At 65.3% G+C, this 24644-nt stretch carries 23 protein-coding genes and 1 tRNA gene; 14 read left to right on the top strand and 10 right to left on the bottom strand.

The window, feature by feature from the left end:
* Positions 1 to 190: 190 nt before the first annotated feature.
* Positions 191 to 1600, bottom strand: a complete 1410-nt coding sequence (ffh, locus tag NFG57_RS02430) for a signal recognition particle protein (protein ID WP_045991334.1) — start codon at positions 1598 to 1600, stop codon at positions 191 to 193.
* A 267-nt stretch (positions 1601 to 1867) separates the two neighbouring features.
* Here ffh and ccsA point away from each other — a divergent pair, with 267 nt between their 5' ends.
* Both ccsA and NFG57_RS02420 read left to right on the top strand, forming a co-directional pair.
* Positions 1868 to 2668 carry a cytochrome c biogenesis protein CcsA gene (gene ccsA, locus NFG57_RS02425; protein WP_045991335.1) on the top strand — a complete coding sequence of 267 codons (801 nt, stop codon included), beginning with the start codon at positions 1868 to 1870 and terminating at the stop codon, positions 2666 to 2668.
* A gap of 75 nt (positions 2669 to 2743) precedes the next feature.
* Positions 2744 to 4039, top strand: a complete 1296-nt coding sequence (locus NFG57_RS02420; RefSeq protein ID WP_124804951.1) for an HlyC/CorC family transporter — start codon at positions 2744 to 2746, stop codon at positions 4037 to 4039.
* Positions 4040 to 4268: 229 nt separating this feature from the next.
* Here NFG57_RS02420 and NFG57_RS02415 read toward each other — a convergent pair whose 3' ends face one another.
* Together NFG57_RS02415 and NFG57_RS02410 are read right to left on the bottom strand one after the other, a co-directional pair.
* Positions 4269 to 4931 carry a 1-acyl-sn-glycerol-3-phosphate acyltransferase gene (locus NFG57_RS02415; protein ID WP_260425391.1) on the bottom strand — a complete coding sequence of 221 codons (663 nt, stop codon included), beginning with the start codon at positions 4929 to 4931 and terminating at the stop codon, positions 4269 to 4271.
* Positions 4932 to 4972: 41 nt separating this feature from the next.
* Positions 4973 to 5623 (bottom strand): TetR-like C-terminal domain-containing protein, encoded by a 651-nt coding sequence (locus NFG57_RS02410; protein ID WP_108131203.1) that lies wholly within the window; start codon positions 5621 to 5623, stop codon positions 4973 to 4975.
* Positions 5624 to 5803: 180 nt separating this feature from the next.
* Between NFG57_RS02410 and NFG57_RS02405 the strand changes: the two genes are divergently transcribed.
* Both NFG57_RS02405 and NFG57_RS02400 read left to right on the top strand, forming a co-directional pair.
* Entirely contained in the window at positions 5804 to 6487 is a 684-nt protein-coding gene (locus tag NFG57_RS02405) for an SOS response-associated peptidase (RefSeq protein ID WP_045991338.1), read from the top strand.
* Positions 6487 to 9411 (top strand): insulinase family protein, encoded by a 2925-nt coding sequence (locus NFG57_RS02400; RefSeq protein ID WP_348815282.1) that lies wholly within the window; start codon positions 6487 to 6489, stop codon positions 9409 to 9411. The genes NFG57_RS02405 and NFG57_RS02400 overlap by 1 nt, the downstream gene beginning before the upstream one ends.
* Positions 9412 to 9636: 225 nt before the next feature.
* Here NFG57_RS02400 and sbcB read toward each other — a convergent pair whose 3' ends face one another.
* The 4 genes from sbcB to minC form a co-directional block, all read right to left on the bottom strand.
* Positions 9637 to 11127 (bottom strand): exodeoxyribonuclease I, encoded by a 1491-nt coding sequence (sbcB, locus tag NFG57_RS02395; RefSeq protein WP_348815281.1) that lies wholly within the window; start codon positions 11125 to 11127, stop codon positions 9637 to 9639.
* A 215-nt stretch (positions 11128 to 11342) separates the two neighbouring features.
* The gene (minE, locus tag NFG57_RS02390) at positions 11343 to 11597 is read right to left on the bottom strand and encodes a cell division topological specificity factor MinE (protein WP_045991341.1); all 255 of its coding nucleotides are present in this window, start codon (positions 11595 to 11597) and stop codon (positions 11343 to 11345) included.
* Positions 11594 to 12415 (bottom strand): septum site-determining protein MinD, encoded by an 822-nt coding sequence (gene minD, locus NFG57_RS02385; protein ID WP_045991342.1) that lies wholly within the window; start codon positions 12413 to 12415, stop codon positions 11594 to 11596. Before minD ends, minE begins: the two co-directional genes overlap by 4 nt.
* Before the next feature lie 149 nt (positions 12416 to 12564).
* Positions 12565 to 13305 carry a septum site-determining protein MinC gene (gene minC / locus NFG57_RS02380; RefSeq protein WP_045991343.1) on the bottom strand — a complete coding sequence of 247 codons (741 nt, stop codon included), beginning with the start codon at positions 13303 to 13305 and terminating at the stop codon, positions 12565 to 12567.
* Positions 13306 to 13563: 258 nt separating this feature from the next.
* On the opposite strand from minC, the gene NFG57_RS02375 reads away from it, so the two are divergent.
* Positions 13564 to 16341, top strand: coding sequence for a DUF349 domain-containing protein (locus NFG57_RS02375; RefSeq protein ID WP_348815280.1), 2778 nt, complete (start codon positions 13564 to 13566; stop codon positions 16339 to 16341).
* 133 nt (positions 16342 to 16474) lie between these two features.
* On the opposite strand, the gene phbB is transcribed toward NFG57_RS02375, so the two are convergent.
* Entirely contained in the window at positions 16475 to 17221 is a 747-nt protein-coding gene (phbB, locus tag NFG57_RS02370) for an acetoacetyl-CoA reductase (protein WP_045991345.1), read from the bottom strand.
* Between the two features lie 369 nt (positions 17222 to 17590).
* On the opposite strand from phbB, the gene NFG57_RS02365 reads away from it, so the two are divergent.
* Together NFG57_RS02365 and NFG57_RS02360 are read left to right on the top strand one after the other, a co-directional pair.
* Positions 17591 to 17667 (top strand) — tRNA-Met (locus tag NFG57_RS02365).
* Positions 17668 to 18069: 402 nt separating this feature from the next.
* On the top strand, positions 18070 to 19014 hold the full coding sequence (locus NFG57_RS02360; RefSeq protein ID WP_045991346.1) for a co-chaperone YbbN: 945 nt from the start codon (positions 18070 to 18072) through the stop codon (positions 19012 to 19014).
* Between the two features lie 104 nt (positions 19015 to 19118).
* Here the strand turns inward: NFG57_RS02360 and NFG57_RS02355 are convergent, their stop codons facing one another.
* Entirely contained in the window at positions 19119 to 20303 is a 1185-nt protein-coding gene (locus tag NFG57_RS02355; RefSeq protein ID WP_348815279.1) for a PatB family C-S lyase, read from the bottom strand.
* 83 nt (positions 20304 to 20386) lie between these two features.
* Here NFG57_RS02355 and NFG57_RS02350 point away from each other — a divergent pair, with 83 nt between their 5' ends.
* Complete coding sequence (locus NFG57_RS02350; protein WP_222515822.1) at positions 20387 to 20821, top strand: hypothetical protein; 435 nt, start codon at positions 20387 to 20389, stop codon at positions 20819 to 20821.
* 16 nt (positions 20822 to 20837) lie between these two features.
* Here the strand turns inward: NFG57_RS02350 and NFG57_RS02345 are convergent, their stop codons facing one another.
* Positions 20838 to 21173, bottom strand: coding sequence for a hypothetical protein (locus tag NFG57_RS02345; RefSeq protein ID WP_045991373.1), 336 nt, complete (start codon positions 21171 to 21173; stop codon positions 20838 to 20840).
* Between the two features lie 62 nt (positions 21174 to 21235).
* Here NFG57_RS02345 and NFG57_RS02340 point away from each other — a divergent pair, with 62 nt between their 5' ends.
* The 6 genes from NFG57_RS02340 (at position 21236) to NFG57_RS02315 (ending at position 24622) form a co-directional block, all read left to right on the top strand.
* Positions 21236 to 22039 (top strand): hypothetical protein, encoded by an 804-nt coding sequence (locus tag NFG57_RS02340; protein ID WP_045991348.1) that lies wholly within the window; start codon positions 21236 to 21238, stop codon positions 22037 to 22039.
* A gap of 144 nt (positions 22040 to 22183) precedes the next feature.
* Entirely contained in the window at positions 22184 to 22588 is a 405-nt protein-coding gene (locus NFG57_RS02335; RefSeq protein ID WP_045991349.1) for a thioesterase family protein, read from the top strand.
* A 2-nt stretch (positions 22589 to 22590) separates the two neighbouring features.
* Positions 22591 to 23058: a Cys-tRNA(Pro) deacylase gene (gene ybaK / locus NFG57_RS02330; protein ID WP_348815278.1), complete on the top strand. Its 468-nt coding sequence runs from the start codon at positions 22591 to 22593 to the stop codon at positions 23056 to 23058.
* Between the two features lie 138 nt (positions 23059 to 23196).
* Positions 23197 to 23511 (top strand): hypothetical protein, encoded by a 315-nt coding sequence (locus NFG57_RS02325; protein ID WP_045991351.1) that lies wholly within the window; start codon positions 23197 to 23199, stop codon positions 23509 to 23511.
* Positions 23495 to 24016, top strand: a complete 522-nt coding sequence (locus NFG57_RS02320) for a DUF501 domain-containing protein (RefSeq protein ID WP_045991352.1) — start codon at positions 23495 to 23497, stop codon at positions 24014 to 24016. Before NFG57_RS02325 ends, NFG57_RS02320 begins: the two co-directional genes overlap by 17 nt.
* Positions 24017 to 24070: 54 nt before the next feature.
* Positions 24071 to 24622, top strand: coding sequence for a TIGR00730 family Rossman fold protein (locus NFG57_RS02315; protein ID WP_045991353.1), 552 nt, complete (start codon positions 24071 to 24073; stop codon positions 24620 to 24622).
* Positions 24623 to 24644 lie beyond the last annotated feature (22 nt).

Below are 24644 nucleotides of genomic sequence, written 5' to 3'. Positions count from 1 at the left end.
AGGCGCGGTCCTCGAGTGAAGAGGCAGTATTCTACGGAAAACCACCCCCCAAGGGAACCTTTTTTGCCGCTCATCCCTTGACGAGCGGCGCACCAGCGGTGCCAGGACCGGGAGTGGCGGGCCCAGCGTATTGCATCTTCATCACGCTTGGGCGCTTGGCATTAAAAACAGCATCAGCGAAAAAACTAACTCAGCGCCAGGGCATGCCGCCGGGGCCACCCATGCCACCCATGCCTCCGGGGCCGCCAGGGCCACCTCCGCCCATCATGCCGGACATGCCCCTCATCATTTTCTGCATGCCGCCTTTCTTACCGGCCTTCTTCATCATCTTCTGCATCTGCTTGTGCTGCTTGAGCAGACGATTGAGGTCCGGCACCTGCAGGCCGGCACCGGCGGCGATACGGCGCTTGCGCGAGCCGTTGATGATGTCCGGATTACGGCGTTCCTTCGGCGTCATCGAGTTGATCAGCGCCTCGAGCTTGCCAAGCTCCTTTTCGGGCCCAGGCCCCTGGGCCATCTCGGCCATCTGCCCCATGCCCGGCAGCTTGCCCATCAGGCCGCTCATGCCGCCCATCTTCTTGAGCTGCTGGAGCTGTTCGCGGAAGTCCTCGAGATCGAAGCCCTGGCCTTTCTTGACCTTCTTGGCGAGCTGTTCGGCCTTGCCCTTGTCGACGGTACGCTCGGCTTCCTCGATCAGCGACAGCACGTCGCCCATGCCGAGGATGCGCGAGGCCACACGATCCGGATGGAAGGGCTCGAGGGCATCGACCTTCTCGCCGACACCCATGAACTTGATCGGACGACCGGTGACGTGACGCACCGACAAGGCGGCACCGCCACGGGCATCACCGTCGGCCTTGGTCAGCACTACCCCGGTCAGCGGCAGGGCATCGGCGAAGGCGCGGGCGGTGTTGGCCGCATCCTGGCCGGTCATCGAGTCGACCACAAACAGCGTTTCGGAGGGCTCGATGGCCTGATGCAGCCCCTGGATCTCCTGCATCATCGCTTCGTCGATGGCCAGGCGACCCGCGGTATCGACCAGTACCACGTCATGGAACTGGATCTTGGCGTGTTTCAGCGCCGCCGTGGCGATGTCCACCGGGGCCTGATCCGAGCGCGACGGGAAGAAGTCGACCTCGACCTCCTTGGCCAGGGTCTCGAGCTGGTCGATGGCGGCGGGGCGGTAGACGTCGGTGGAAACCACCAGCACCTTCTTCTTTTCGCGCTCGCGCAGATACTTGCCCAGCTTGGCCACCGAGGTGGTCTTGCCCGCACCCTGCAGGCCGGCCATCAGCACCACGGAGGGCGTGCCCTTGAGCGACAGCCCTTCGTTGGCCTCGCCCATGGTGACTTCCAGCTCCTGCTGGACAATCTTGATGAACTGCTGGCCCGGCGACAGGCTGCGGGAGACCTCCTGGCCCACGGCACGTTCGCGCACTCGCTCGATGAACGCCTTGACCACCGGCAGGGCAACGTCCGCCTCGAGCAGCGCCTTGCGCACCTCGCGCAGGGTGTCCTTGATGTTGTCGTCGGTCAGGCGTGCCTGACCCTTGATCGACTTCAGCGTCTGGGACAGACGCTCGCTCAGGTTCTGAAACATGGGCCTCTCCAAATGCGATGGCCTCAAGGCGCCCTTGTCGAGACGCCCCTTGAGACGGCCGCCGGTGCGCGGCCTTGACGATGGCGCAAATTATACGCCTTGTGACGCGGACTCTCCATGCAGTTGCCGGCAAGACAGCCGAAGAAGGCCGCCCGCTGGCTGTCAGCCGAGGCGCTATCCGGTATAGTCGGTGTCGAGGGGAAGGCATTCCCCGGACCCAGGATCCCTATCTTCAAAGGCGCCGGCAAGGCGCACGGACAGCACAGCATGCAGGCGTTACCTCTGGCTCTACTGGCCTTTGTCTTCTATCTGGCGGCTGCCTCCTGGCAAGGGCTGACCCTGATTCGCCGGGTACCTCCGCGCGACCTACTGGTGCGTGGCTTCGGCACCCTGGCGGCGGCTCTCCACCTGGTCGTCGCCGGCGGCCTGCTTGCCCTCGAGGGCTCGATGCTGCCAGGACTGTCCACCAGCGCGGTGCTGGTCACCGCCCTGGCGGTGGTGGTGCTGCTGGGCGCCAGCCTGTTCAAGCCGGTACTCAATATCGCCGCCGTGCTGTTCCCCTTTGCCGGCGTGGTGCTGCTGCTCGGTACCGAACTACCGACCCCCACCAGCGCCAACGGCATGACCCCCGGCATCGCCTTCCACGCCGTCAGCTCCGCCCTGGCCTTCGCGGTGCTGGCCATCGCCTCGCTGCAGGCGATACTGGTAGGTGTCCAGAACAAGGCCCTCAAGCATCACCGGATACGCGGCGTGGTACAGGCACTGCCGCCGCTGACCACCATGGAGCGGGTGCTGTTCGAGATGATCTGGGTGGGCATGGCCCTGCTTACGCTGGCCATCGCTAGCGGGTTCGTGTTCCTCGACAACATGTTCGCCCAGCACCTGGTCCACAAGACGGTGCTGTCGCTGCTGGCCTGGCTGGTGTTCGCGGTACTGCTGCTATGTCACTACCGCCTTGGATGGCGAGGCATGCGGGCGGTGCGCTGGACCCTGGGAGGCTATATCGCACTGCTTCTGGCCTACTTTGGTAGCAAGTTTGTCCTTGAGGTGCTGTTAGCGCACAGCTAGACAGGAGGTCTCCTTGACACTCCCGGCCCGACCCCCTACAACTCGACCCCTACTCGCGACCAAGGATTTCACGTCTTGAACGACGACTTTCCGGTGGGCCTGCTGTTCGGCCTGCTCTTTCTGCTGATTGCCCTATCGGGCTTCTTCTCCAGTTCCGAGACCGGCATGATGTCGATCAACCGCTATCGGTTGAGCCACCAGGCCAACAGCGGACAGCGCAACGCCAAGCGCGTGATGCGCCTGCTCGCGCGTCCCGACCGGCTGATCGGCGTCATCCTGATCGGCAACAACTTCGTCAACAACCTGGCGGCCTCCATCGCCACCATCATCGCCATCCACTTCTTTGGCGATGTCAGCGGACCCGCCATCTCCACGGCGATCCTGACCATCGTGGTGCTGATCTTTGCCGAGGTCACCCCCAAGACCTTTGCTGCGGTGAAGCCGGAGCGCATCGCCTACCCCGCCTCGATGATCCTGGAGCCGCTGCTCAAGCTGCTGTATCCGCTGGTGTGGGTGGTCAACGTGATCTCCAACGGCCTGCTCAGGCTGCTTGGCGTCAAGAATATCGACGGTAATGGTGACAACCTCACCCGCGACGAGTTGCGCACCGTGGTCCACGAGGCCGGCACCCTGATTCCCCATCGCCACCAGGCCATGCTGCTGTCGATTCTGGATCTCGAGAATGTCACCGTGAACGACATCATGGTGCCGCGCCATGAGGTGGTCGGCATCGATCTCGACGACAGTCTCGAGGATATCCTGACCCAGATCCGCACCAGCCAGCACACCCGGCTGCCGGTGTTCAAGGGCGACATCAACAGCATCATCGGCATGCTGCACCTGCGCAATGCCGCCCGCTTCCTGTCCAGAGGCGAGGTGACCAAGGCGGCCATCGTGCAGGAAGCGCGGGAGCCCTACTTCATCCCCGAATCGACGCCGCTGCACACCCAGCTGTTGAACTTTCAGAAGCAGAAGCGCCGCATTGGCATCGTGGTGGACGAGTACGGCGACGTGGAGGGCCTGGTGACCCTGGAGGACATCCTCGAGGAGATCGTCGGTGAATTCACCACCGACGTGGCCGGCCAGGAACAGGACATGCTGCCCCAGAGCGATGGCAGCCACGTGATCGACGGCACCGCCAATATCCGTGATATCAACAAGTCGCTGGGCTGGCACTTGCCCACCGACGGCCCCAAGACGCTGAACGGGGTGATACTGGAACACCTCGAGTCCTTCCCCGACGGCCCGGCCTGCCTGCAGATCGGCAACATCCGCATGGAAATCCTCGAAATGCGCGACAACCTGATCACCTCGGTCAGCTGCTGGCCCGGCACTCGCCGCGTCCTGGCAGAGTCCGACGCGGACGACTGACCACCGCAAGGACCAGAGGTACGTCAGTCGCGACGCGACATGCAGGGAAGGAACCGGCGAGCAAGGCACCAGCAAGCAGAGTACTTGCCAGCAAAGTACTGACAAGCAAAGCACTGACAAGCAAGGTATTTACGAGAAAGGGACGGCCGAGACCGTCCCTTTCTGCGTTATCCCTTCCCTAACCCGACCTTCCCTCTGTCGGAGCCTCCACACCCCGGCGGCGGTTGCCTCAGGGCTTACCGGTCTCGACCCAGCGGTCGGCTTCGGCCTTGAGCTCGCGCACCCGGGCCTCCAGCGACTGACGGGTGGCTTGCCCCGGCGGCACCGGCTCGTCGAAGTAGAGCGCCACCCGGGCGCGGCAGCGCCTGGGGAAATGGGCCAGGGCCTTGCCGTGACGATTGGACGTCCACGAGCCCCACAGGCCCGACAGCGCGGCGGGAATCACCGGCACCGGGTCCCTCGACAGGATCAGATCGAGGCCCCGGCGGAAGGTCTTGACCTCACCATCCGACGTCAGCCGTCCTTCCGGGAACAGCATCACCACGTCGCCGTTTCTCAAGGCGCGGCTGACTTCTTCCAAGGCGCGACGCACATTGCCCGGGTCACGACGATCCGACTCCACGGGTATCGCCCCGACCATGCGGAACAGCCAGTTGAGGCGCTTCGACTCGTAGATCGGGCGATCCATCAAGAAGCGCAGCGGCCTGGGGCTGCCGCCGCCCATCACCAGCGCATCCATGAAGCTGACATGATTGCACACCACCAGCGCCGGCCCGCGCGGGGGCACGAAGCGACGCCCCTGGAAGCGAAGTCGGTACAACACATGGATAAAGGCAAACACGAAACGTCGGATATACACCGCCGGGGCGCGATAGAAGCGCCAGGCAGCGATGCAGGCAAGCAGGCCGACGAGGCCCCAGACGAGTACGTCGATCACGGCGTGTCGTTCACCTGTCTATCGCCCCTCTGGTCACGGCCTATCTGCTTGAGTCCGGCGAGGGTGGTCGACAGCAGTTGATCGAGCAGCTCCTCGACCTCAAAGGCGCCGCCCTGGGAATAGCCAAGACGATCATTGAGCCCCAGCTGCACCAGGCCATGAACGCTGCCCCACAGGGTTCGCGCCAGGCGCTGCGCCTCGAGCGATTCGAGGTCCGGTTGATACTCGGTCAGGGTCCCCTCGACCCGGGCAAACAGTGCGCCGATCATATCGGTCTGGCGCTGATCGAGCTCGCCTTCCTGGGCCAGCGGATAGTCGAACATCAGCTGCCAGCGATGGGCGTCTTCGCGGGCGAACTTCCAGTACCCCTGGGCCAGGGCACGCAGCCGGGCCTCGGGCTCGGTGGTGTCCACCAGCAGGGGCTCCATCACCGTGCGCAGCCGACCGAGGCTTTCCAGGTTGACGTGCTGAAGCAGGTTGTTGAAGCTGCCGTAGAGTTTCAGCAGGGTGCTCGGCGCACAGCCCACCTCCCGGGCCAACGAGCGCAGCGACAGGGCATGCACCGGCTGCTCAGCCAGCCAGGCATCGCAGGCGGCCATCACCTGGGCGTGAAGCTCCTCGGGGGCATGCTGTCTTGGACGCGCCATCGCTCTTCTCTCTCGCGGCCGGACATCGGCGGCTTCAGGTTCAGCGGTATCGTTCAGCATACATTAATCGAACACTGTTTTCGACCGCTCATTATGCCCCCTTCGCCGCAACAACGGGCTCAAGGCTTTCCTGACACCGGGAGCTTGGGTACGCTGGCCCTCCAGATCGCAGGAGCCCCCATGACCGGCCGTCTCTATATTCCCGCCCGCGCCATCGAGACCGCCCTCGACGACCTCGATGCTCCGGCCCAGGCCATCAGCGGCGTCAACATGGCCCCGCGCCGTCCACTGTCGATCATCCGCCTGGAAGCTGGACGCCCTACCCTGGGGATCGGTTTCTGGGGCCTGACACCGCCCTGGTTGCAGGTGCTCGATCACGCCCCCCACTGCGCCCGCGCCGAAAGCCTCGACTCGCGCCCGATGTTCCGTGACGCCTTCCGCGCGCGGCGCTGCCTGGTGCCGGTAGCCGGCGCCTACGCCTGGCAGCCGCGTCCAAACTACAAGCAGCCCTTCCTGATCACCAGGGCAGACCGCGGGCCGATGCTGCTGGCCGGACTATGGTGTAGGTTTCACACCACCCTTACCGACTATAACGACTCCTTCGCCTTGATCACGGTACCTAGCCCTGGCTTTCTGGCCCCCCTGACCGACCGTCTGCCGGCGGTCATAGCCCCCGGTCAAGCCAGGGCCTGGCTGGACCCGCAGAGCGATCCCGAGGACCTCAAGTCACTGTTGAGCCCCCCTCCCGGGGAACTGTTGGGCGCTTTTCCGGTATCAAGACGAGTGAACAATCCTCAAGAGCAAGACCCATCCTGTGCCCATCCCATCGGCAAGATGTGGCGCCAGACTTCCAAGGAGACGTGATGGCTTCGACCCTCACACGACGCGGCGCCAGCGCCCTCGTCGCCACCCTGATCGGCCTGTGGCTGCCGTTGGCTCAGGCTTCCGCGGCCCCGACCGCTACCAGCGAGCAACCGCCCACGGCTCAGGCCGACGCCGACGTGGCCACCGCCACGACGCCGATCGTCAGCCCCCACGATGATCGCGACTATCGCGTACTGACCCTGGACAACGGCCTCGACGTCCTGCTGGTCAGCGATCCCGAGGCCGACAAGGCGGCGGCGTCACTCAATGTGTCGGTGGGCAGCGCCCAGGATCCCGATGACCTGCAGGGGCTCGCCCACCTGCTCGAACATATGCTGTTTCTGGGCACCGAGGCCTACCCCGAGCCCGACGCCTACCAGGGCTACATCAGCCGCCACGGCGGGCGCCACAACGCCTTCACCGCCTCGCTGGACACCAACTACTTCTTCGATGTGGAACCCGAGGCCTTCGAAGGCGCTCTGGATCGCTTCAGTCGGTTCTTCATCGACCCGCTGTTCAACGCCGACCGCCTGGGCAGCGAGCGCAACGTGGTGCACTCCGAATATCAGGCGCGCCTGCGCGATGACGCACGCCGCGAGAACGAGGTCCTCGACGCCCTGCTCAATCCTGCCAACCCCACCGTGGGTTTCTCGGTGGGCAGCAAGGAGACCCTGGCCGAGCGGCCCGAAGGGGAGCCCAGCCTGCGCGAGCGGGTCATGAACTTCTACGACAACCACTACGGTGCCAACGTCATGCATCTGGCGGTAGTGGCGCCGATGCCGCTGGATCAACTGCAGACACTGGTGGTCGAACGTTTCGCCGAGGTGCCCGATCGCGGCCTCGAGGCACCCGTCATCGACACCCCACTGGTGGATCGCTCACGCCTGCCGCTGGCCGCCGAGGCCCAGTCGCTGCGCGACGCTCGCCGCGTCAGCTTTCTGTTCCCGGTGCCCGACCCCGTGCTCAGCTATCGCCACAAGCCGGCCAGCTACATCGCCAACCTGATCGGTCATGAGGGACCCGGCAGCCTGTTGAGCCGCCTGCGCGAGGCCGGCTGGGCCGACGGCCTGTCCGCCGGCGTCACCCGAGGTGACGGCCGCCATGCACTGCTGGCCGTGGATGCCAGCCTGACCCCCGAGGGGCGCGAGCATCTCGATCGCATCCAGGCCAGTCTGTTTGCCACCATCGAGCAGATTCGCCAACAGGGCATCAGCGAGGAGCGCTACGACGAGCAGGCCAGCCTGTCCGAGCAGGCGTTCCAGTTCCAGCAGCACGGTAACGCCCTGGACGAGGCCATGCGCCTGTCCATGAGCCTGACCCACTACCCGCTCGAGGACGTCAACCGCGCCGGCTACCGCATGGACGGGCTCGACGCAGAGGAAGTGCGTCGCTGGCTCGATGCGCTGCGCCCCGACAACATGATCCGCCTGTACACCGGCCCCGAGGTCGAAGGCGACCAGCGCAGCCGCTACTACGACACCGCCTGGCAGGAGACGCCATTGGCCGACACCGCAGCCGACCCCCTGGCGGGGCTGGCACTGCCCGAGCCCAATCCCTTTATCGCCGAGGACCTGGCGCTGCTTGAGGCCCACGACGAGCGCCCCTCACTGCTGATCGACACCCCCGAGGCCGACGCCTGGTACAAGGCCGATGCCGAGTACGATACGCCCAAGGCCTCCTGGCGCTTCAGCCTGCAGCACCCTGGCGCCAGCCAGTCCCCGCACCAGGCCGTGCTGACACAACTGCTGGCCGGCTGGCTCAACGACAGCCTCAACGAGAAGCTCTACGCCGCACGTCTGGCGGGACAGAAGTATGAAGCCTATGCCCACTCACGTGGCATGACGCTGTCCTTCACCGGCTGGCGTGACCGCCAGGACAGGGTGATACGGGAGGTGATCGACCAGCTCAAGCAGGGTGAGATCCGCGACGCAAGCGTTGCCCGAGTACGCTACGGCCTGGAAAAGCAATGGGGCAATGCACCACGCAATCCGCTCTATCACCAGGGTCAACGCACCCTGTCCGAGGCGCTGATTCGGCCCCAGTGGTCCCCCCAGGTGCTGCTCGAGGCACTGTCCGACCTCGAGGCCCAGGACCTGCGCGACTTCCGCGAGCGCTTCCTCGACGAGCTGCACCTGCAGGCGCTGGTGGTCGGCAACCTGGAAGAGTCGCTGGCACGCGACGAGGCCGAGCAGGCCATCGCGGCGCTTGAGCCCAGCCTTGGCGCGGACGCCATCACCGACCTGCAGGTACTCAAGGCAGTGGATCTGCCGAGCCTGACGCCGGACTCCAGCCGAGACGAGTCGCTGCTGATTCGCTACCTGCAGGGGCCGGACCAGGGTATCGCCACCCAGGCCCGCATCGCGGTGCTCGGCAAGCTGCTAGAGACTCCCTTCTACCAGCAGTTGCGTACCGAACAGCAGCTCGGGTACATCGTCAGCGCAGGCTACTCACCGCTGCTGCACGCTCCGGGCATCAGCCTGCTGGTGCAGTCTCCCTCCACCCAGAGCGACGAGCTCAAGGCCAGGGTCAGCGACTTCCTCGACCGTGTGCCCGAGCGTCTGGACAGCCTGGATGACGACACCCTGGCCACCTATCGCCAGGCGGTCCACGACGAGATTACCCAGCGTGATTCAGGCCTCGAGGAGCGCACCACCCGCCTGTGGCAGGCGCTGTCCTACGGCGACACCGACTTCGATAGGCGTGAGCGGCTGGCCGCCGCGGTGCTCGAGGTCGACGCCGCCAGCCTGAAGGACAGCTGGCAGCGTCTGGGTGGCGCCGCAGTGGTGGACGTGACCTTCGATCCGGGCGCCGCACCCAGCGACGTCATGGCGTTGAAAGGCGACCTGGAAGCCCTGCCCGGTGACGAGGAAGAAGCGCTGTCACCGACGCCGGCGGACACCAGCGCCCAGGCGGCCAAACCCTGACAGGGCTCTGCCAAAAGGCCCTGGCCCACCCCATCGCCCCCTGCTTGGGGGCGATCCCGCCCGGCTGGCGACGCCGCCGCCGACAGCAGTGACGACAAGGCCCGACCGGCATCGCCGGTCGGGCCTTGTCGTTTCACCCGCTTCATCACACCTGATTCATGGCGCCATATTGATGATGCCCGACACGACCAGTGCGACGCCGTGCGTCTGCGCCAGGCTGGTCCCCTAGCCGAACGCCTGGGCGGGCATGATCGACTCCACAAACATCACCATCTCCTCGAGGATCTGGCGTTCGCGATCGCTCAGCGAGGTCTGGTTCAGACGCTCGATTTCACGCGCGAAGTCCTTTAGCGTCAGGCTCGCCAGCGCCGAGTCGTTCATCCGCTCCCACCGGAAGGTCTCCCAGCGCGCCTGCTCCTCGCCGGTCAGGGTGTCCGGATAGCTGCGGGCGCGGTAGCGAAACAGCATCTCCTCCAGGCGCGGGTCCTGGAAGGCAAAGCTGGCGTCGACCAGATCCCAGGGATCCATGGCACGCACGCGCTCCATCTGCTGGCGGTCGGCAGGAGAGAAGAACCCACCGGAGTAGAGCATCAGGTCCGGATCCCTCGGCGGCTCCGGCGGTGGCTCGGCGAACACCTCCTGCACCTTGGCGACGATATCGGGGTCCTTGGCCAGCCGCTGGTAGTGACCGCGACAGGCGTCCATCTCGAGCCCCATGCGCGCCACGATCTCGCCGTACTCGCCCTGATGGGGCCCCGACACATCCTTGAGCGCACTGGGCGGAAAGATCACCGGACACTTGTTGATGTGCACCACCTTCAGCGGAATCCGGCTTTCGCCCTCGGCCAGGTCGTCATTGCTGACGAATACCCGAGCACGAATCTCCTGGGGCGAGAGACTGAGCAAGTCAGCAGGATCCAGCGACAGGTCGTAGACGATGACGCCATTGGGATTGGTCGGGTGTTCGGCCAGGGGCATCACCAGAGACCCGCAGGCGCGGCTGGCCGGATAGCGCCGGGAGATATGCACCACCGGCTTGCGCTGGGTCGTATCCAGGCGTTTACGCACCTCGCGCTTGGCCCTGAGCGACAGCAGGTAGTCGAACAGGTTGGCATTGGCGCCACGCAACAGTCGCGCCAGGGCGATGGTAGCGCGTACATCGGCCAGGGCGTCGTGGGCGCCGGCATGCTCGATGCCGTTGGCCGCGGTCAGGTCTTCCAGGCGAAAGCTGGGACTGCCGTCCTCGCGCCTTGGCCACTCGATGCCCTCTGGCCTCAAGGCGTGGAAGGCGCGCACCACGTCGATCAGATCCCAGCGCGAATTGCCGTTCTGCCACTCCCGTGCATAGGGGTCGATCAGGTTGCGGTAAAACAGGTGACGACTGACCTCATCGTCGAAGCGCAGGCTGTTGTAGCCCACCGCACAGGTCCCGGCGACGCTCATCTCGTCGACGATGGCGCCGGCGAACTCGGCTTCGGGCACACCGTTGCGCCTCGCCTGCTGGGGCGTGATACCGGTAATCAGGCAGGCCATCGGGTGCGGCAAGGCATCATCGGCGGGCTTGCAGAACAGCTCCACCGGCTCGCCAATCTCGTTGAACTCGGCGTCGGTACGGATGGCCGCGAACTGCGAGGGACGATCGCGCCGAGGATCGGCACCAAAGGTCTCGTAGTCGTGCCACAGAAAGGTCAGCGGAGCGGCTTTCGGCTGCGCCATGGGATTGCGGTCTCCACGCGTACGTCAAAGGCCCGTCAGCCTAGCACAGGCCAACGCCGGGCTCAGCCTGCACGATCACAGGTCGGGTCCGGCGCGGGAAGGAAATACACGAAAGACGCCCAAGGGGCGTCATCTTGATGGCTGGCATTGTCGATATCGCATCGGCGATGTGGCATCGACGATATCACGACGTTCAAGCAACACCAGGCGCTGCATCAACTGCTGCGCGGCAGGGTCACGTTGAGCTCGAGCACCGAGCAGTTGTCCTCGCTGTCCAGCGACATATTGATGGCATCGTCGTCCACCTCGACATAACGGCGGATGACCTCAAGCAACTCCTTCTCCAGCATCGGCAGGAAGTCAGGCTGTCCCCGCTGGCTACGCTGGTGCGCCACGATGATCTGCAGCCGCTCCTTGGCGACAGACGCGGACTTCTTGCGTTCGCGCTTCAGGAAATCGAGTAGTTTCACCGGCGACCTCCTCCTCCGAACATGCGGCTCAGCAGGCTTTTCTTCTGATACTCGTGGAAGCGCAAGGGCACCTCCTCTCCGATCAGGCGGCTGACCGTATCCATATAGGCCTGGCCAGCGTCACTGCTGTCGTCGTGGGTGACCGGGACCCCCTGGTTGGAGGCTCTCAGCACGGCCTCGGACTCGGGAATCAAACCTACCAGGTTGATGGCCAGGATCTCGCGAATGTCCTCGAGATTCAGCATGTCTCCCTGGTCGACCCGTCCGGGGTTGTAGCGGGTGATCAGCAGGTGCTCCTTGATCGGGTCCTTGCCCTGCTCGGCCCGCCGGGTCTTCGATGACAACAGCCCAAGGATACGGTCGGAGTCACGCACCGAAGACACCTCGGGGTTGGTCACCACGATGGCTTCGTCGGCGAAGTACATGGCCAGCTGGGCACCACGTTCGATACCGGCGGGTGAATCGCACAGTATGTAGTCGAAGTCCTTGGTCAGGGTGTCCAGCACCTTCTCGACGCCCTCCTGGGTCAAGGCATCCTTGTCCCGAGTCTGGGAGGCAGGAAGGATATGCAGGTTGTCCACACGCTTGTCACGGATCAGCGCCTGGTTCAGCCCGGCCTCGCCCTGGATGACGTTGACCAGGTCGTAGACCACACGGCGCTCGCAGCCCATGATCAAGTCGAGGTTCCGTAGACCGACATCGAAGTCGATCACTACCGTCTTGTTGCCTCTGAGTGCCAGCCCGGTGGCAATGGCTGCCGCACTGGTTGTCTTGCCGACCCCGCCTTTACCGGAGGTCACAACGATGATCTTGGCCAAGTGTCGCATCCTGTCGTCGTAAAGTTGTTGGTCCTGTGTGGTCACCGCAGTGACCAGGCACGGCCTTATAAAAATCGCTGTCCCGCGCTAAAGCGCCCGCTGATGCGGCAATGCCCCGCTGAAGGCGCTTCACAAGCCCGGCTGAAGGCTCACTTCAACGCGGTGATCCCCAACTGATCGTCCGTCAGCACGACCTGGACGGAGGAGCCGAGCAGCTGGGGGTCGATATCTTCGAGACGCTTGTAGTTGCCCGCCACCGACAACAGCTCCGCATGCAGCTCACGGCAGAAGATGCCTGCCTGGTGGTCGCCGTGAATGCCAGCGAGGGCACGCCCCCTGAGGGCACCGTAGACGTGGACGTTGCCCGCCGCCAGTACCTCGGCCCCGGCATTGACCGCACCGATCACGGTCAGGTCGCCGTCGGGAGCGGTGATCTGCTGGCCGGAACGCACGGTGCCACGAAAGATACGTCCGCCATGAGGCGCGTCAGCCTCCACTTCCTCGACCACGGTGACGTCTTCGTCTTCCTGCACCGGAACGCTTTCCAGGGTACGCGCACGGGCGGCATCCTGGGGGGGGAACCAGCCAAGTCCGAGCGCCCAGGCGGACTGCTTGACCGGATCGGCACCACCACGCACCGCTACCGGAAGCAGCTTGTGCGCCCGGCACACCGCACAGATACGTTCCAGGGCCAGGTGAGGTTCGTCGAGCTTCTCGACGCTGAGCACCACCGGGGTGTGCTGAAAGAAGGCTGGCGACTGCGAGAGCTTGCCCGCGAGCTGATCGCGAATTTCCTCGGGATCCGCACTGGAAAGCTCCATCACCGTCATGGGCAGCATCCCACCCTTGAACGTAAACGCCATGCTGTCCCTGTCCACTTTGAGGCTCATTGCCGAACTCCACGTCGGGTGTTGGTCGGGGGATGATCTCAAGCTAAGTCAGAGCCCCCGGTCCTGCAACCGATCATAAGCCTCAATTGTCCTCCTGTCAGTGTCTCCAATCAGCCACAGCCCTGCGCTGAGGCCTTTTCTGATGGTGGCGCGCATGCTTAGATAAACTTTCTATCTCGACGCCCGGCTTTGCCTGGCGCAATAACAAGATGGTGAAGCCGTTTCGCCACCTTTCTTTATTTCTTTGCAGGAAGCCCCATGCCCGGACTCCTCCGCCGCCTTTTCTCGCCACGCTGGCGACATCCCGATCCACAGGTCCGACGCGACGCCGCCGAACGGCTCGACCCCCAGAGCCAACGCGAGGCCCTCGAGACCCTGGTCCAGGACACCGAGCCCGACGTCCGTCTCGCCGCGGCGAGACGCCTGGACGACCCACAGCGACTGCTGGAGCTGCGCGTCGAGGGTAAAGGATCACGCGAGCTGGATCGTCAGCTCATCGCGCTGCTGATCGGTCGCCAGGGCGGCATCGAACTTGGCCGCCGCCAGCAGATCGTCGAGTCCCTGGACGACGCGGCGATGCTCGAGGAGATCGCCCTCCAGGGCGATAACCAGCAGCTGCGACTCGCCGCCCTGGCCAGGCTCGATGACGAGGCCGCCCTGATTCGCCAGGCCTGCGACAACGGCATCGCCGCCGTACGTCACGCCGCCGCCGAGCGGGTCACCTCCGAGGAAGGTCTCAAGCAGCTGGCCCAGGCGGCCCGCCGGGATCGCCACGTGGTGCGCGACGCCAAGGAACGCCTGGGTCGACTGCGCGCCGACGCCGACGCCGTGGAACAGGCTCGGGAACGACGCGAGCAACTGCTGGCCAGTCTCGAGCAGCACGCCCGCGCCACCTGGGAGCCCCTCTACGCTGGGCGCTTCCGCCATCTGGAGCGCGAGTGGTCTCGACTGGCGGATCTGCCCGACGCCGGGCAGGAGCAGCGCTACCAGGAAGCCAGCCTGCGCTGTCGCAAGGTGATTCACGATCACGAGGCCCAGGAACACGCCCTGCGTGCCGACCGACAGCGCCGCGAGCAGGCCGACCAGGACCGAGAGGCACTGGTCATGGCGCTGGAAGAAAGCCTGGCCGCGCTCTACCAGGGCGAATATGTCGGTGAACAGGACCTGGCCAGCCTGCGCGCTCAGAAGCAGTTGATGGCCAACCGCTGGCAGGCACTGTCCGAGATCCACCTGGCCGACGACGGCCTGCGCCAGCGCTACGACAAGGCCTTGAAGAACTACGACGCCATCAACCAGGCCCACCAGCGCCTGGTCGAGCGCGCCCTGCCGCTGGAGGAAGCCATCAGGGCCGGCGACGAGGCTGCGCTGAAGCAGCTGGTGAGCGACTGCAAGTGGCCCGAAGGTCTGCCGCCAGACCCGAGGCTCGAACGTGCCCGACACCATCTTCGCCTGGAGAAGGATCTTTCCGGAGACGAACCGTCGGAGTCCCAGCTCACACGCTTCGATGAGGAACTGGATCGTCTCGAGGCGCTGCTCGACGAGGGTACCTTCAAGGGAGCGAGCCGCCTGCACCAGCGGCTTCGCCACCTCGCCGATCAGCTGCCGTCCTCGGCCGGCGCCCAGCAGTCTCGACTCAAGCGCCTCGGCGCACGACTCGCCGAACTGCGCGACTGGCGCGGCTTCGTCGCCGGTCCCAAGCGCGAGCAACTGTGCCAGGCCATCGAGGCCCTGGAGCAGGACGCCGCCCTCACCGACCGTGACCGTGACCGCCGCCATCGCCAGCTGGTCAAGGAGTGGAAGGCACTGGGCGACGCCGCGGCCAACCGCGAGCAGTCCGAGCGCTTTCGGGCAACCTCCGAACGTATTCGCGAGTCGCTCAAGGCCTGGCGTGAACAACAACAGCGCCTGCGCGAGGCCAACCTGGCAGAACGCGAAGCGCTGTGCGAGCAGATCGAGGCCCTTCTGGAGCAGCCCGCCGCCCAGGCCGACCCCGACGCGCTGCGCGAGATCCGCGACCAGGCCAGGGAACAGTGGCGCCGCACCGCCCCTGTCCCGCGCGATCACGCTGAGGCCATCGGACGACGCTTCGGCCGCATCCGGCACCAGTTGCAGGCGCTGATCGATCGCCGCGCCAACGAGATCGCCGACGCCAAGCGTGAGGTGATCGACCAGGCCCGAGCGCTGGTCGATGCACGACTGCCGGCACGCCAGCGAGCCGACCAGGCCAAGGCACTGCAACAGCGCTGGCGCGAACTGGGACGCGCGCCCAAGGGCGAGGAGCAGACCCTGTGGCGAGAATTCCGCCAACTATGCGACCAGATCTTCGCCCAGCGTGACGCCGAGCGCGATGATCGTGCCCAGCGCGCTCGCGAGCGGCTGGAACAGATGCAGGCCCTGATCGACCGCATCGATGCCTGGCAACCCGCGGCAAGCAGCGAGGCCGACTGGCTGGACAAGGCGGTGGATGAGGCCAGCGCGCTGGAACCGCTGCCCTCGGGCCGGCGCACCGAAGGCATGCGCAAGCGCTGGACCGGCATCGTACGGGCTCGGCGCGAGCGCCTGGAACGGCTCTCCGTGGCAGAGGTCGTCGGTCGTTGGCGCGAGGTCAAACCGCTGATTCTCGAGCACCTTGAGGCCGACGATGACTGCCTCGCCGGTCGCCTCTGCAGTGATGTGGAGATTCCCGCCGCGTTATCGTTGCCGCCGGCGCTGAAACAGGCCCACGCACAGCGCAACGCCGCACGACGCGATCCTGCTCCAGCGGAGGAAGTCGCCGAGCGTCTGGCACGACTGCGGGTGCACCTGGCGCTCCTGGCGGGCCATCCGATCGGCCACCAGGACGAGCCACTGCGCCTGGCGATCCAGGTCGACCGCCTCAACGACAGCCTTGGCCAGGCGCCGAGCCGGGAAGACGAGCTGATCTCGGTACTGTGCGGGCTGCTGGCCACCGGTCCAGTGTCGCGCCAGCAGTGGGAGCGCGAGGTACAGGAGCTCGACGCCCTGCTGGATGGGCTGAGTCAACTGCCACCACCCTGAGCGATGCACGGCTTGCCGTGCCTCCCCCCCTCTTTCAACCCCTGAAAACCACGATGCGAGGCCTTTTGGCCTCGCATCGTGGTTTCTGGCGAAATGTACATCGCCGAGCCTCGTGAGCCCGGCGCGACGTCTGTCAGCCCATGAACTGACCGCCATTGATGTCGATATTGGCACCGGTGATAAAACCGTTGTCCTTGCTGGCCAGGAAATTGACCAGGCGGCCGATCTCTTCCGGCGTGCCGTACCGCTTCATCGGGATGGTCTCGCGAATGGCCTCGCGCACCTTCTCCGGAATCTTCATGATCATGTCGGTGGCGATATAGCCAGGCGAGATGGTGTTGACGGTGATGCCCTTGGTCGCAGTTTCCTGCGCCAGCGCCATGGTCAGACCGTGCATGCCGGCCTTGGCGGCGGAATAGTTCACCTGGCCGAACTGCCCCTTGCGGCCGTTGATGGACGAAATATTGATGATCCGTCCGTAGCCCTGCTCCAGCATGCTCTCGATCACGCTGCGGCAGGTATTGAAGACGCTGTTGAGGTTGGTGTCGATGACCACGTTCCACTGGTCCGCCGACATCTTCTTCAAGGTGCCATCCTTGGTGATACCGGCACAGTTGACCAGCACTGCGATCGGCCCATGCTGGTCCTCGATCGCCTTGACGCCATTCTGGCAGGCCTCGAAATCGGTCAGATCGATGCCGGCGATGTCGATATTGTCATAGCCATCCGACTTCTGGGTCTCCAGCCAGGTCTTGGCCTTGTCAGGATTGTTGTAACCGGCCACTACCTGATAGCCGGCATCCGCCAGTTCGCGACAGATTGAGCTTCCGATACCACCAGTACCACCGGTGACCCACGCGACGGGCTTTTGCTGAGTCATAGACGACCTCCCTGATTGTCCTTCACGCCGCCGCTTGGCGACGGCACTTGTTGTTGCAAACATGTATAGCAGTGGATGCTCTGGTGCTGCGCATTCGCGCAACCAGGAACCTCGGGCCCAGAGCGATCGCGGGTGGCCTCCTGCCACTGCGACGCCCAGCCCCACCTGCCTACCTCGGCAGGCCTTCGTCGTGGTACTGCGTCGAATCAACGTCCACAACGACTATCCACCAGGCTAGCGTCTAGCACTGACATTTGCATGACAGCCCCTCCAGTATGGACCACAGCGCCCGAACGGCACGACCCATCACACCCGAAATCGCACAGGGTTGACGCAGCCAGAATTATCCGTATACTACGTCCTCGTTGATGCGGGGTGGAGCAGTCTGGTAGCTCGTCGGGCTCATAACCCGAAGGTCATCGGTTCAAATCCGGTCCCCGCTACCAAATACGAAAACGAGGCAGTCCTTCGGGACTGCCTCGTTTTTTGTTGGCTGTCCGGTGCTGGCCGAGGCCAGCGCTTCGCCACTAGACGCCATTGCGGCATCCCTGTATTGCGAAGCCCGCCCCCTGATTAAATCTTAATTTTTCTGTGCCAATTCGATATTTTTAGGCGCTTCCGTGTCCCCGGATTAGCCATCCACCCCTCCTTCTTTCGTCGAAGAGCTGACCTCGATCAACCCGAGTCGGTCAAGAATCGACCGTCGCCGCGGCCCTTTACCGCGTCTTGAGCACACCGCTGGCCAGTCATCGATTCCAGGCATGCGCCGGCGTATCGGCAGGCGCCTTGAAGTCGGTGGTCGTCGCCCGCATCTTTAGGGCAATTCACTTTTGACAAGGTTGTGCCCCATGCCCATCGTCGACCCTCGTACAGGCGAACCTCTGAGCAGCGATCCGAGCAGCGAACCCGCCCAGGGTGCCGCCGCGGCGTCCCAGGGGCCGGCCGACAGCGACCTGATCTTCGACGTCGACCGCAGCAACATTCAGCAGGTGCTGGAGCTGTCCATGCGCATCCCGGTGCTGCTGGACTGCTGGGCCCCCTGGTGCGAGCCCTGCAAGAACCTGATGCCGGTGCTGGAAAAGCTGACCCGCGAGTACGCCGGAACCTTCCTGCTGGCCAAGCTCAACATCGACGACAACCAGGACATCGCCGGCCAGCTCGGCGTACGCTCGGTACCCGACGTCAAGTTGATCAGTCAGGGCGGTCTGGTGGACCACTTCCAGGGCGCCTTGCCGGAAAAGGAAATTCGCGAGTGGCTGGGCCGCTACTTCCCGGCCCCGGAAGATGCTCCGGCAAGCCCCGAAGAACAGGCCGAGCAGGCCCTGGCGGCGGGCGACACCGCCACCGCGCTGGAGATCCTGCAGCAGCTGACGCAGCAGTACCCCGACCACCTGGCCTACCAGATCCAGATGGCCCGAGTGCTGGTGGCGGAAGGTCGCAATGACGAAGCGCGCGCCCTGCTCGACGCGCTACCTCCGGAAGACCGCGACGGTCCCGAGGCCCGCGGCGTTCGTGCCAGCATCGAGTTCGGCGAAGAAGCCCCCGACGCCGAGACCCTGGCCGCCCTGGAGGGGCGTGACGACAGCGAGGCCAACTATCTGAGGGCGCTGCGCCAGGTGGCCGACGGTGACTATGAACCCGGTCTGGAAGGCTTGCTGGCAGTGATGAAGCGCGACCGTGCCTACGGTGACGACCTGGCGCGCAAGACCCTGCTGCGGGTGTTCGACGCACTCGGCGCCGATCATCCGCTGACGGTGAGCTACCGCCGCAAGCTGTTCGCCCTGCTCTACTGAGTGGATCGAGACGTCGAGCGCCTTGCCGCTCATCGCCTCGGTATGAAAACGGGGCCCCTTCGAGGGCCCCGTTTTCGTTGTTGAGGATATTACGCCAGCGCCACTCAGCCGCCCAACACCTGGTCCAGGCGCGCCAGCGCCTCGTCAAGCTGGGTGGCCGTGGTGCCGAAATTGAGCCGCGCAAAGCCCGGCCAGCCGAAGTCGGCGCCATCCGACAGCGCGACCCCGGCTCGCTCGAGCAATGCCGAGGCAGGCGATTTTTCGGCCCCCAGGGTCGACTGGCGCAGATCGAGCCAGGCCAGATAGGTCGACTCGGGGGCGCTGAAGCCCACGCCGGGCCAGCCAGCGACACGCTCGACCAGCGTCTGGCGGTGGCCACGCAGTACCGTCAACAACTCCTGGCGCCAGGGCTCGCCGTGGCGATAGGCGGCCTCAGCCGCCACCAGCCCGAGCACATTGGCGTCCGGCATCAATCCCTTGGCGGTATCACGAAAGCGCTTTCTCAGGCCGGCGTCGGGGCAAATCGCGCAGGCGGCGGTCAGCCCAGCCAGATTGAAGGTCTTGGAGGGCGCCCACAGGGTGATGATGCGATCAGCCAGCGCCGGGAAGGCGGCGGCCAGGGGCTGGTGGCGCGCTCCTTCGTCGAGCAGCAGGTCGCAGTGCAGCTCGTCTGAGACCACAATCAACCGATGACGCTCGACCAGTTCGGCCAGTCCTTCGAGCTCTTCGCGGCGCCAGGCTCGTCCGGTGGGGTTGTGGGGCTGGCACCACAACAGCAGCCGGGTCCGCTCGGTGATCGCCGCCTCCAGCGCCTCGAGGTCCAGCGTCCAGGGCTCGCCCGGCGCCTGGGGCGGGCGCATGGCTGCCTGCTGGGGCAGGCGCCCGGTGCGCCTGGCCACCTGCAAGAACGGCGGATAGATTGGCGCCACCGTCAGCACCCCATCGCCAGGCTCGGTAAAGGCCAGGCTCGCCAGGTGCAACGCCGGAACCACCCCCGGCAGCCAGTGCTGCCAGCGGGCCTCGATGTCCCAGCCATAGTGGCTGGCACTCCAGTCAATCAGCGTCTGTTCCAGACTTTCCGCCACCAGACCGTAGCCAAAGACGCCGTGATCGATGCGCGCCGACAGCGCCTCGACCACCGCCTCGGGCGAGCGGAAGTCCATGTCCGCGACCCACAGCGGCAGGACGTCATCACCGTGGCGGTGCCACTTCTGTGACGGCCAATGTGGCGAACGATCATCACCGCGGGGCTGTCGTCGATCGATCGGCGTGGCAAAATCGGGTTTCATGGTCATCTCCCTGACGATGGCTGGTCGGTTGCCAGGATACCCTGGCCAAGCACTTGAAGGACGCTTCCCCCATGACAAGCACCATGCCGCATCACGGATTCTTCGCCAAGGTATGCCGAGGAATGCCTGCCCTGATCGGCCAGTGGCTGGCGCTTGGACGCGGCGACCCCGATCGCCTGGCGCTGATCCTGGCAGAAACCGCCCGGGTCGCCGGCCTCGGCGACCCGGGAGAGACCCCGGACGGCGCCACACTGGAGCGCTGGGCCGCCGCCGACAACGACGAGATCCCACCCCACTGGGCGGTGCGTACCGCGCTGTTCCTGCTGGTCCAGATGCCTGCGCGGCCGACACCCGGCGATGAGACCGAGGCCTGCGCCTGGGCCTACTGCTGGCTGCGCAATCGCGCCTTCGACAGCCGCGACGCCGCCGTCGACGCCCTGCCGGAACACCTTCGCCAACCGCTGGCTGCCGCGGTGACCGCCGCCTGGGTCGATCGTCAGGGGCTCAGGTTGGTCTAGGCACCGCGCTGAAGCCCTAGCCTCTTCGCCGGGTCGGCCTCTTGGGCCGAAAGCCGTCGGGCTTGGTCGACAGCCATTCGACGAAGGAACGAATCTCCGGATGTGCCAGCAGCGCCTCGCGGCTGCGATAATGGTCGGCCAGCTCACGCTCGCTCAGCAGCGCGTGAAGATGGCGGTGGCAGCCGTGGCACACCCACAGGATCGCCGTCAGGCGCTCGACGCGATCGTGGCGCTTGCGATAGCGCGCCTTGCCGTGCAGCGAACGCGGTATCAGATGATGCTTGGTCAGGGGCGCCCCTCGCGCGCACAGCTCGCAGCGCTCTGGCCTCGGGGGCGGCGACAGCTCGGTCATGGTCATCTCGCTTGAACCTGGTCACCAGATACCTACGATAACCCAAGGAACCCCCTCCCCTCATGGACGTCCCCCTTCATTGGCAACTGGCCAAACTGCTTATCTCCGTCGGCGTCGTGCTCGGCCTGTCGGTCATCGCCGAGCGGGTCAGCACCCGGGTCGCCGGCCTGCTCTCCGGCTACCCGTTGGGCACCGCCATCGCACTGTTCTTCATTGGCCTGGAGCTGTCGCCCCAGTTCGCCAGCGACAGCGCCGTACACACCCTGGCCGGCTTCACCGCGACCCTGGCGCTGGGCGGCGGCTACCTGCTGGCCGCACGCGGTGACGGGCTCAAGGGCGTGGCCCAGGGAACCGCGGGAGGCCTTGCCGCCTGGCTCGCCGCCAGCAGCCTGCTGACCCAGGTCGATTTCAGCCGCCTCGGAGGCACCCTCACCACCCTGGCCGCCATCATCGTCTTCACCTGGCTCTATCGCCGGGTCCCCGACGTCAAGGCCACCCCCAAGGGCGGTTTCTCCTGGCCGGCGCTGGCGCTTCGGGCAGGGCTCGCCGCGGGCATCATCTTCCTGATCACCGGCCTCGCCCATGTGGTGCCGAGCGCCTGGGCCGGGGTCATGGCGGCGTTCCCGGTGACCATGTACCCGTTCCTGGTGATCCTCCACCTGACCCAGGGGGCAGCGCCAGTGGCCACGGTCATCAAGCACTATCCTGCGGGCCTGGGCTCGCTTCTGTGCTACGCCCTGGTGGTGTCACTGACCTACGCAAGCCTCGGCCTGTGGCCAGGCACCCTGCTGGGCTTCGCCGCCGCCACCCTGTGGCTGTTGTCGTGGATGCGTGTGCAGCAGTGGTGGGCAGGCCGCCGAAGTTGAGAGACAAGGGCTGAGCTAAAGGCTGAGCCAAGCGTTGAGCCAAGACGGGCGCGCCGACGCCCGCATCTTGACCTAGCGCTTGCTTGGGATAATCCTGAAACCCTGACATCACCACATCGCCACCACAACAAACGAGAACGCCCTATGCTGACCCGCACCATCGAGCCCGCCTTCTACGACACCGACGCCCTCGGTCACGTCAACAATACCCGCCTGCCGGCCTGGTTCGAGCTGGCACGCAATGACCTCTTCCGCCTGTTCACCCCGGACCTGGACCCGGCCAAGTGGCGGTTGATCATGGCACGCATGGAGATCGACTATCGCGCCGAACTCCACTATGGCCATGACATCGAGGTTCGCACTTACCTGTCACGCCTGGGCAACAGCTCCTTCACCGTGACCCAGGAAGCCCACCAGAAGGGCGAGCTGACCAATCTCGGCCACACCGTGCTGGTGCACTTCGACCACCAGACCAAGAAGGCGGTGCCGATTGAAGGCGAGCTGCGCGAAGCCCTGATGGAGCACCTTCACGAACCGGAGATCGCCTGACCATGACCCCTGCCGTCAAGACGCTGGAAAAGGCCGGCAGACCATTTTCCACCCTCAGCTACGAGCATGACCCGCGCTCGCCGGCCTACGGCGAGGAGGCGGCCGAGGCGCTGGGGCTGGACCCCGCGGCGGTGTTCAAGACCCTGCTGGCCAGCATCGATGGCCAGCGCCTGGTGGTGGCCATCGTGCCGGTGTCGCGCAAGCTCGACCTCAAGACCCTGGCCAAGGCGGCCAAGGGTCGCAAGGCCGCCATGGCCGAGGCCGAAGCGGCCGAACGAGCCACCGGCTATGTGGTCGGCGGCATCAGCCCGCTGGGTCAGAAGAAGCGTCTGGCCACCTTTATCGATGACAGCTGTCACGACCACAGCCAGATCCACGTCAGCGGCGGACGCCGCGGCCTGGAAATCACCCTGGCCCCGAACGACCTGATCGCGCTGACCGATGCCCAGGTGGTGGCGCTGGCGAGATAGCGCTTCGAGATAGCGCTTCGAGACAACCTCTCGAGCTAGCCCTTCGAGACCGCCCCGTTCGCGGTAAAAAGACCGGCCGAACAAGCGTCAAAATGGCAAAAATGCTAGGGTGGAGCCATATCGACACCAGAGGTGCCCATGGCGATCCGCTACACCCTGTGGCTGGACCCGGACGACAAGGTCCGCCATCGCGCCGCCGAGGCCAGCCTGGAAGCCTTCTTCCTCGAGCGCTTCGCCGACTATCCGCACATTCGCTTGTTCGGCGCCGATCCCTACGATTATGATGCCCCGTTCAATCGCCTCTACGACGTGCTGATCGCACGCGGCGCCGAGTTCATCGAGCGCGAGCAGGCCTACGTCCCCACCCCGGAACAGCTCAATCGTGCCTTCTTTCGCGCGGTGGGGCGCTCCACCAAATTCGTAAGAGACAACCCCGATGGTGATCCGTCCTGACACGCCCCCCGATGCCGCCCAGACGGCGATCATCGCCGAGCAGCTCGGTCGCGAGCCCCGCGGCATCGAGGCCCTTGCCGCCACCGACGGCGAAGGCACTCCGCTGGTGCTGCGCATGGCCCCGATCGTCGACGGCAAGCCGTTTCCCACCCTGTTCTGGCTGAGTTCCGAGCTGCTCAAGGTGGAGCTGTCACGGATCGAGGCAGCCGGCGTGATCAAGTCGCTGGAAGCCCGGCTGAAGGAGGATGACGACTTCCGTGCGGCCTACCATGCAAGCCACCAGGACTACATCGCCACCCGCTGGGCGCACATGAGCGCCGAGCAGCGTGCCGAGGTCGAGCGTCTGGGCTACGACAAGGTGCTGCGTGAACGCGGCATCGGCGGCATCGCCAACCACGATCAGGTGCGCTGCCTGCACACCCAGTACGCCCATCACCTGTGCGGCAACAATGTGATCGGCCAGTGGGTCGACGAGCACTACGGCATCATCGATCTATTGCCCTGAGCTGCTCGCAGACAAGCGCTCTCCCCCTTCACGCCGCGACAGGAAGAACGTTCCATGGCCCAGATCTGTGTCTATCTTGGTTCACGCCAGGGGGAAGATCCCCGCTTTCTCGAAGATACCCGCGCCTTCGGCCGGCGCCTGGCCGAACGTGGCCATGGCCTGGTCTACGGTGGCGCCAGTGTCGGCCTGATGGGCGCGCTGGCCGATGCCACCCTGGAGGCCGGAGGCCAGGTCATCGGCGTCATGCCCCACCACCTGGTGGACCGGGAGCTGGCCCACGATGGCCTGACCGAGCTGGTTCGTGTCGGCGACATGCACGAGCGCAAGGCCCAGATGGCGGCCAACGCCGACGCCTTCGTGATGCTGCCGGGCGGGATCGGCACCCTGGAGGAATTCTTCGAGACCTGGACCTGGCGCTACCTCGGCCTGCACGCCAAGCCCATCGGTATTCTCGACACTTGCGCCTTCTATCGCCCTTTGCTTAGGTTCCTCCACGCCGGGGTGGAGCAGGGCTTTCTCGACACCGCCACGCTCGATACGCTGATCAGTGCAGCCAACCCCGACGCCCTGCTGGAGGCGCTCGAGGCCCGCCTGGACAAGCGCTAGGCTCCTGCGTCCAAGCGGCTTC

It is taken from the genome of Halomonas sp. H10-59 (assembly GCF_040070555.1).
In the GTDB taxonomy this organism is placed as follows: domain Bacteria; phylum Pseudomonadota; class Gammaproteobacteria; order Pseudomonadales; family Halomonadaceae; genus Halomonas; species Halomonas litopenaei.
This window is presented reverse-complemented; position numbering and strand designations above follow the sequence as displayed.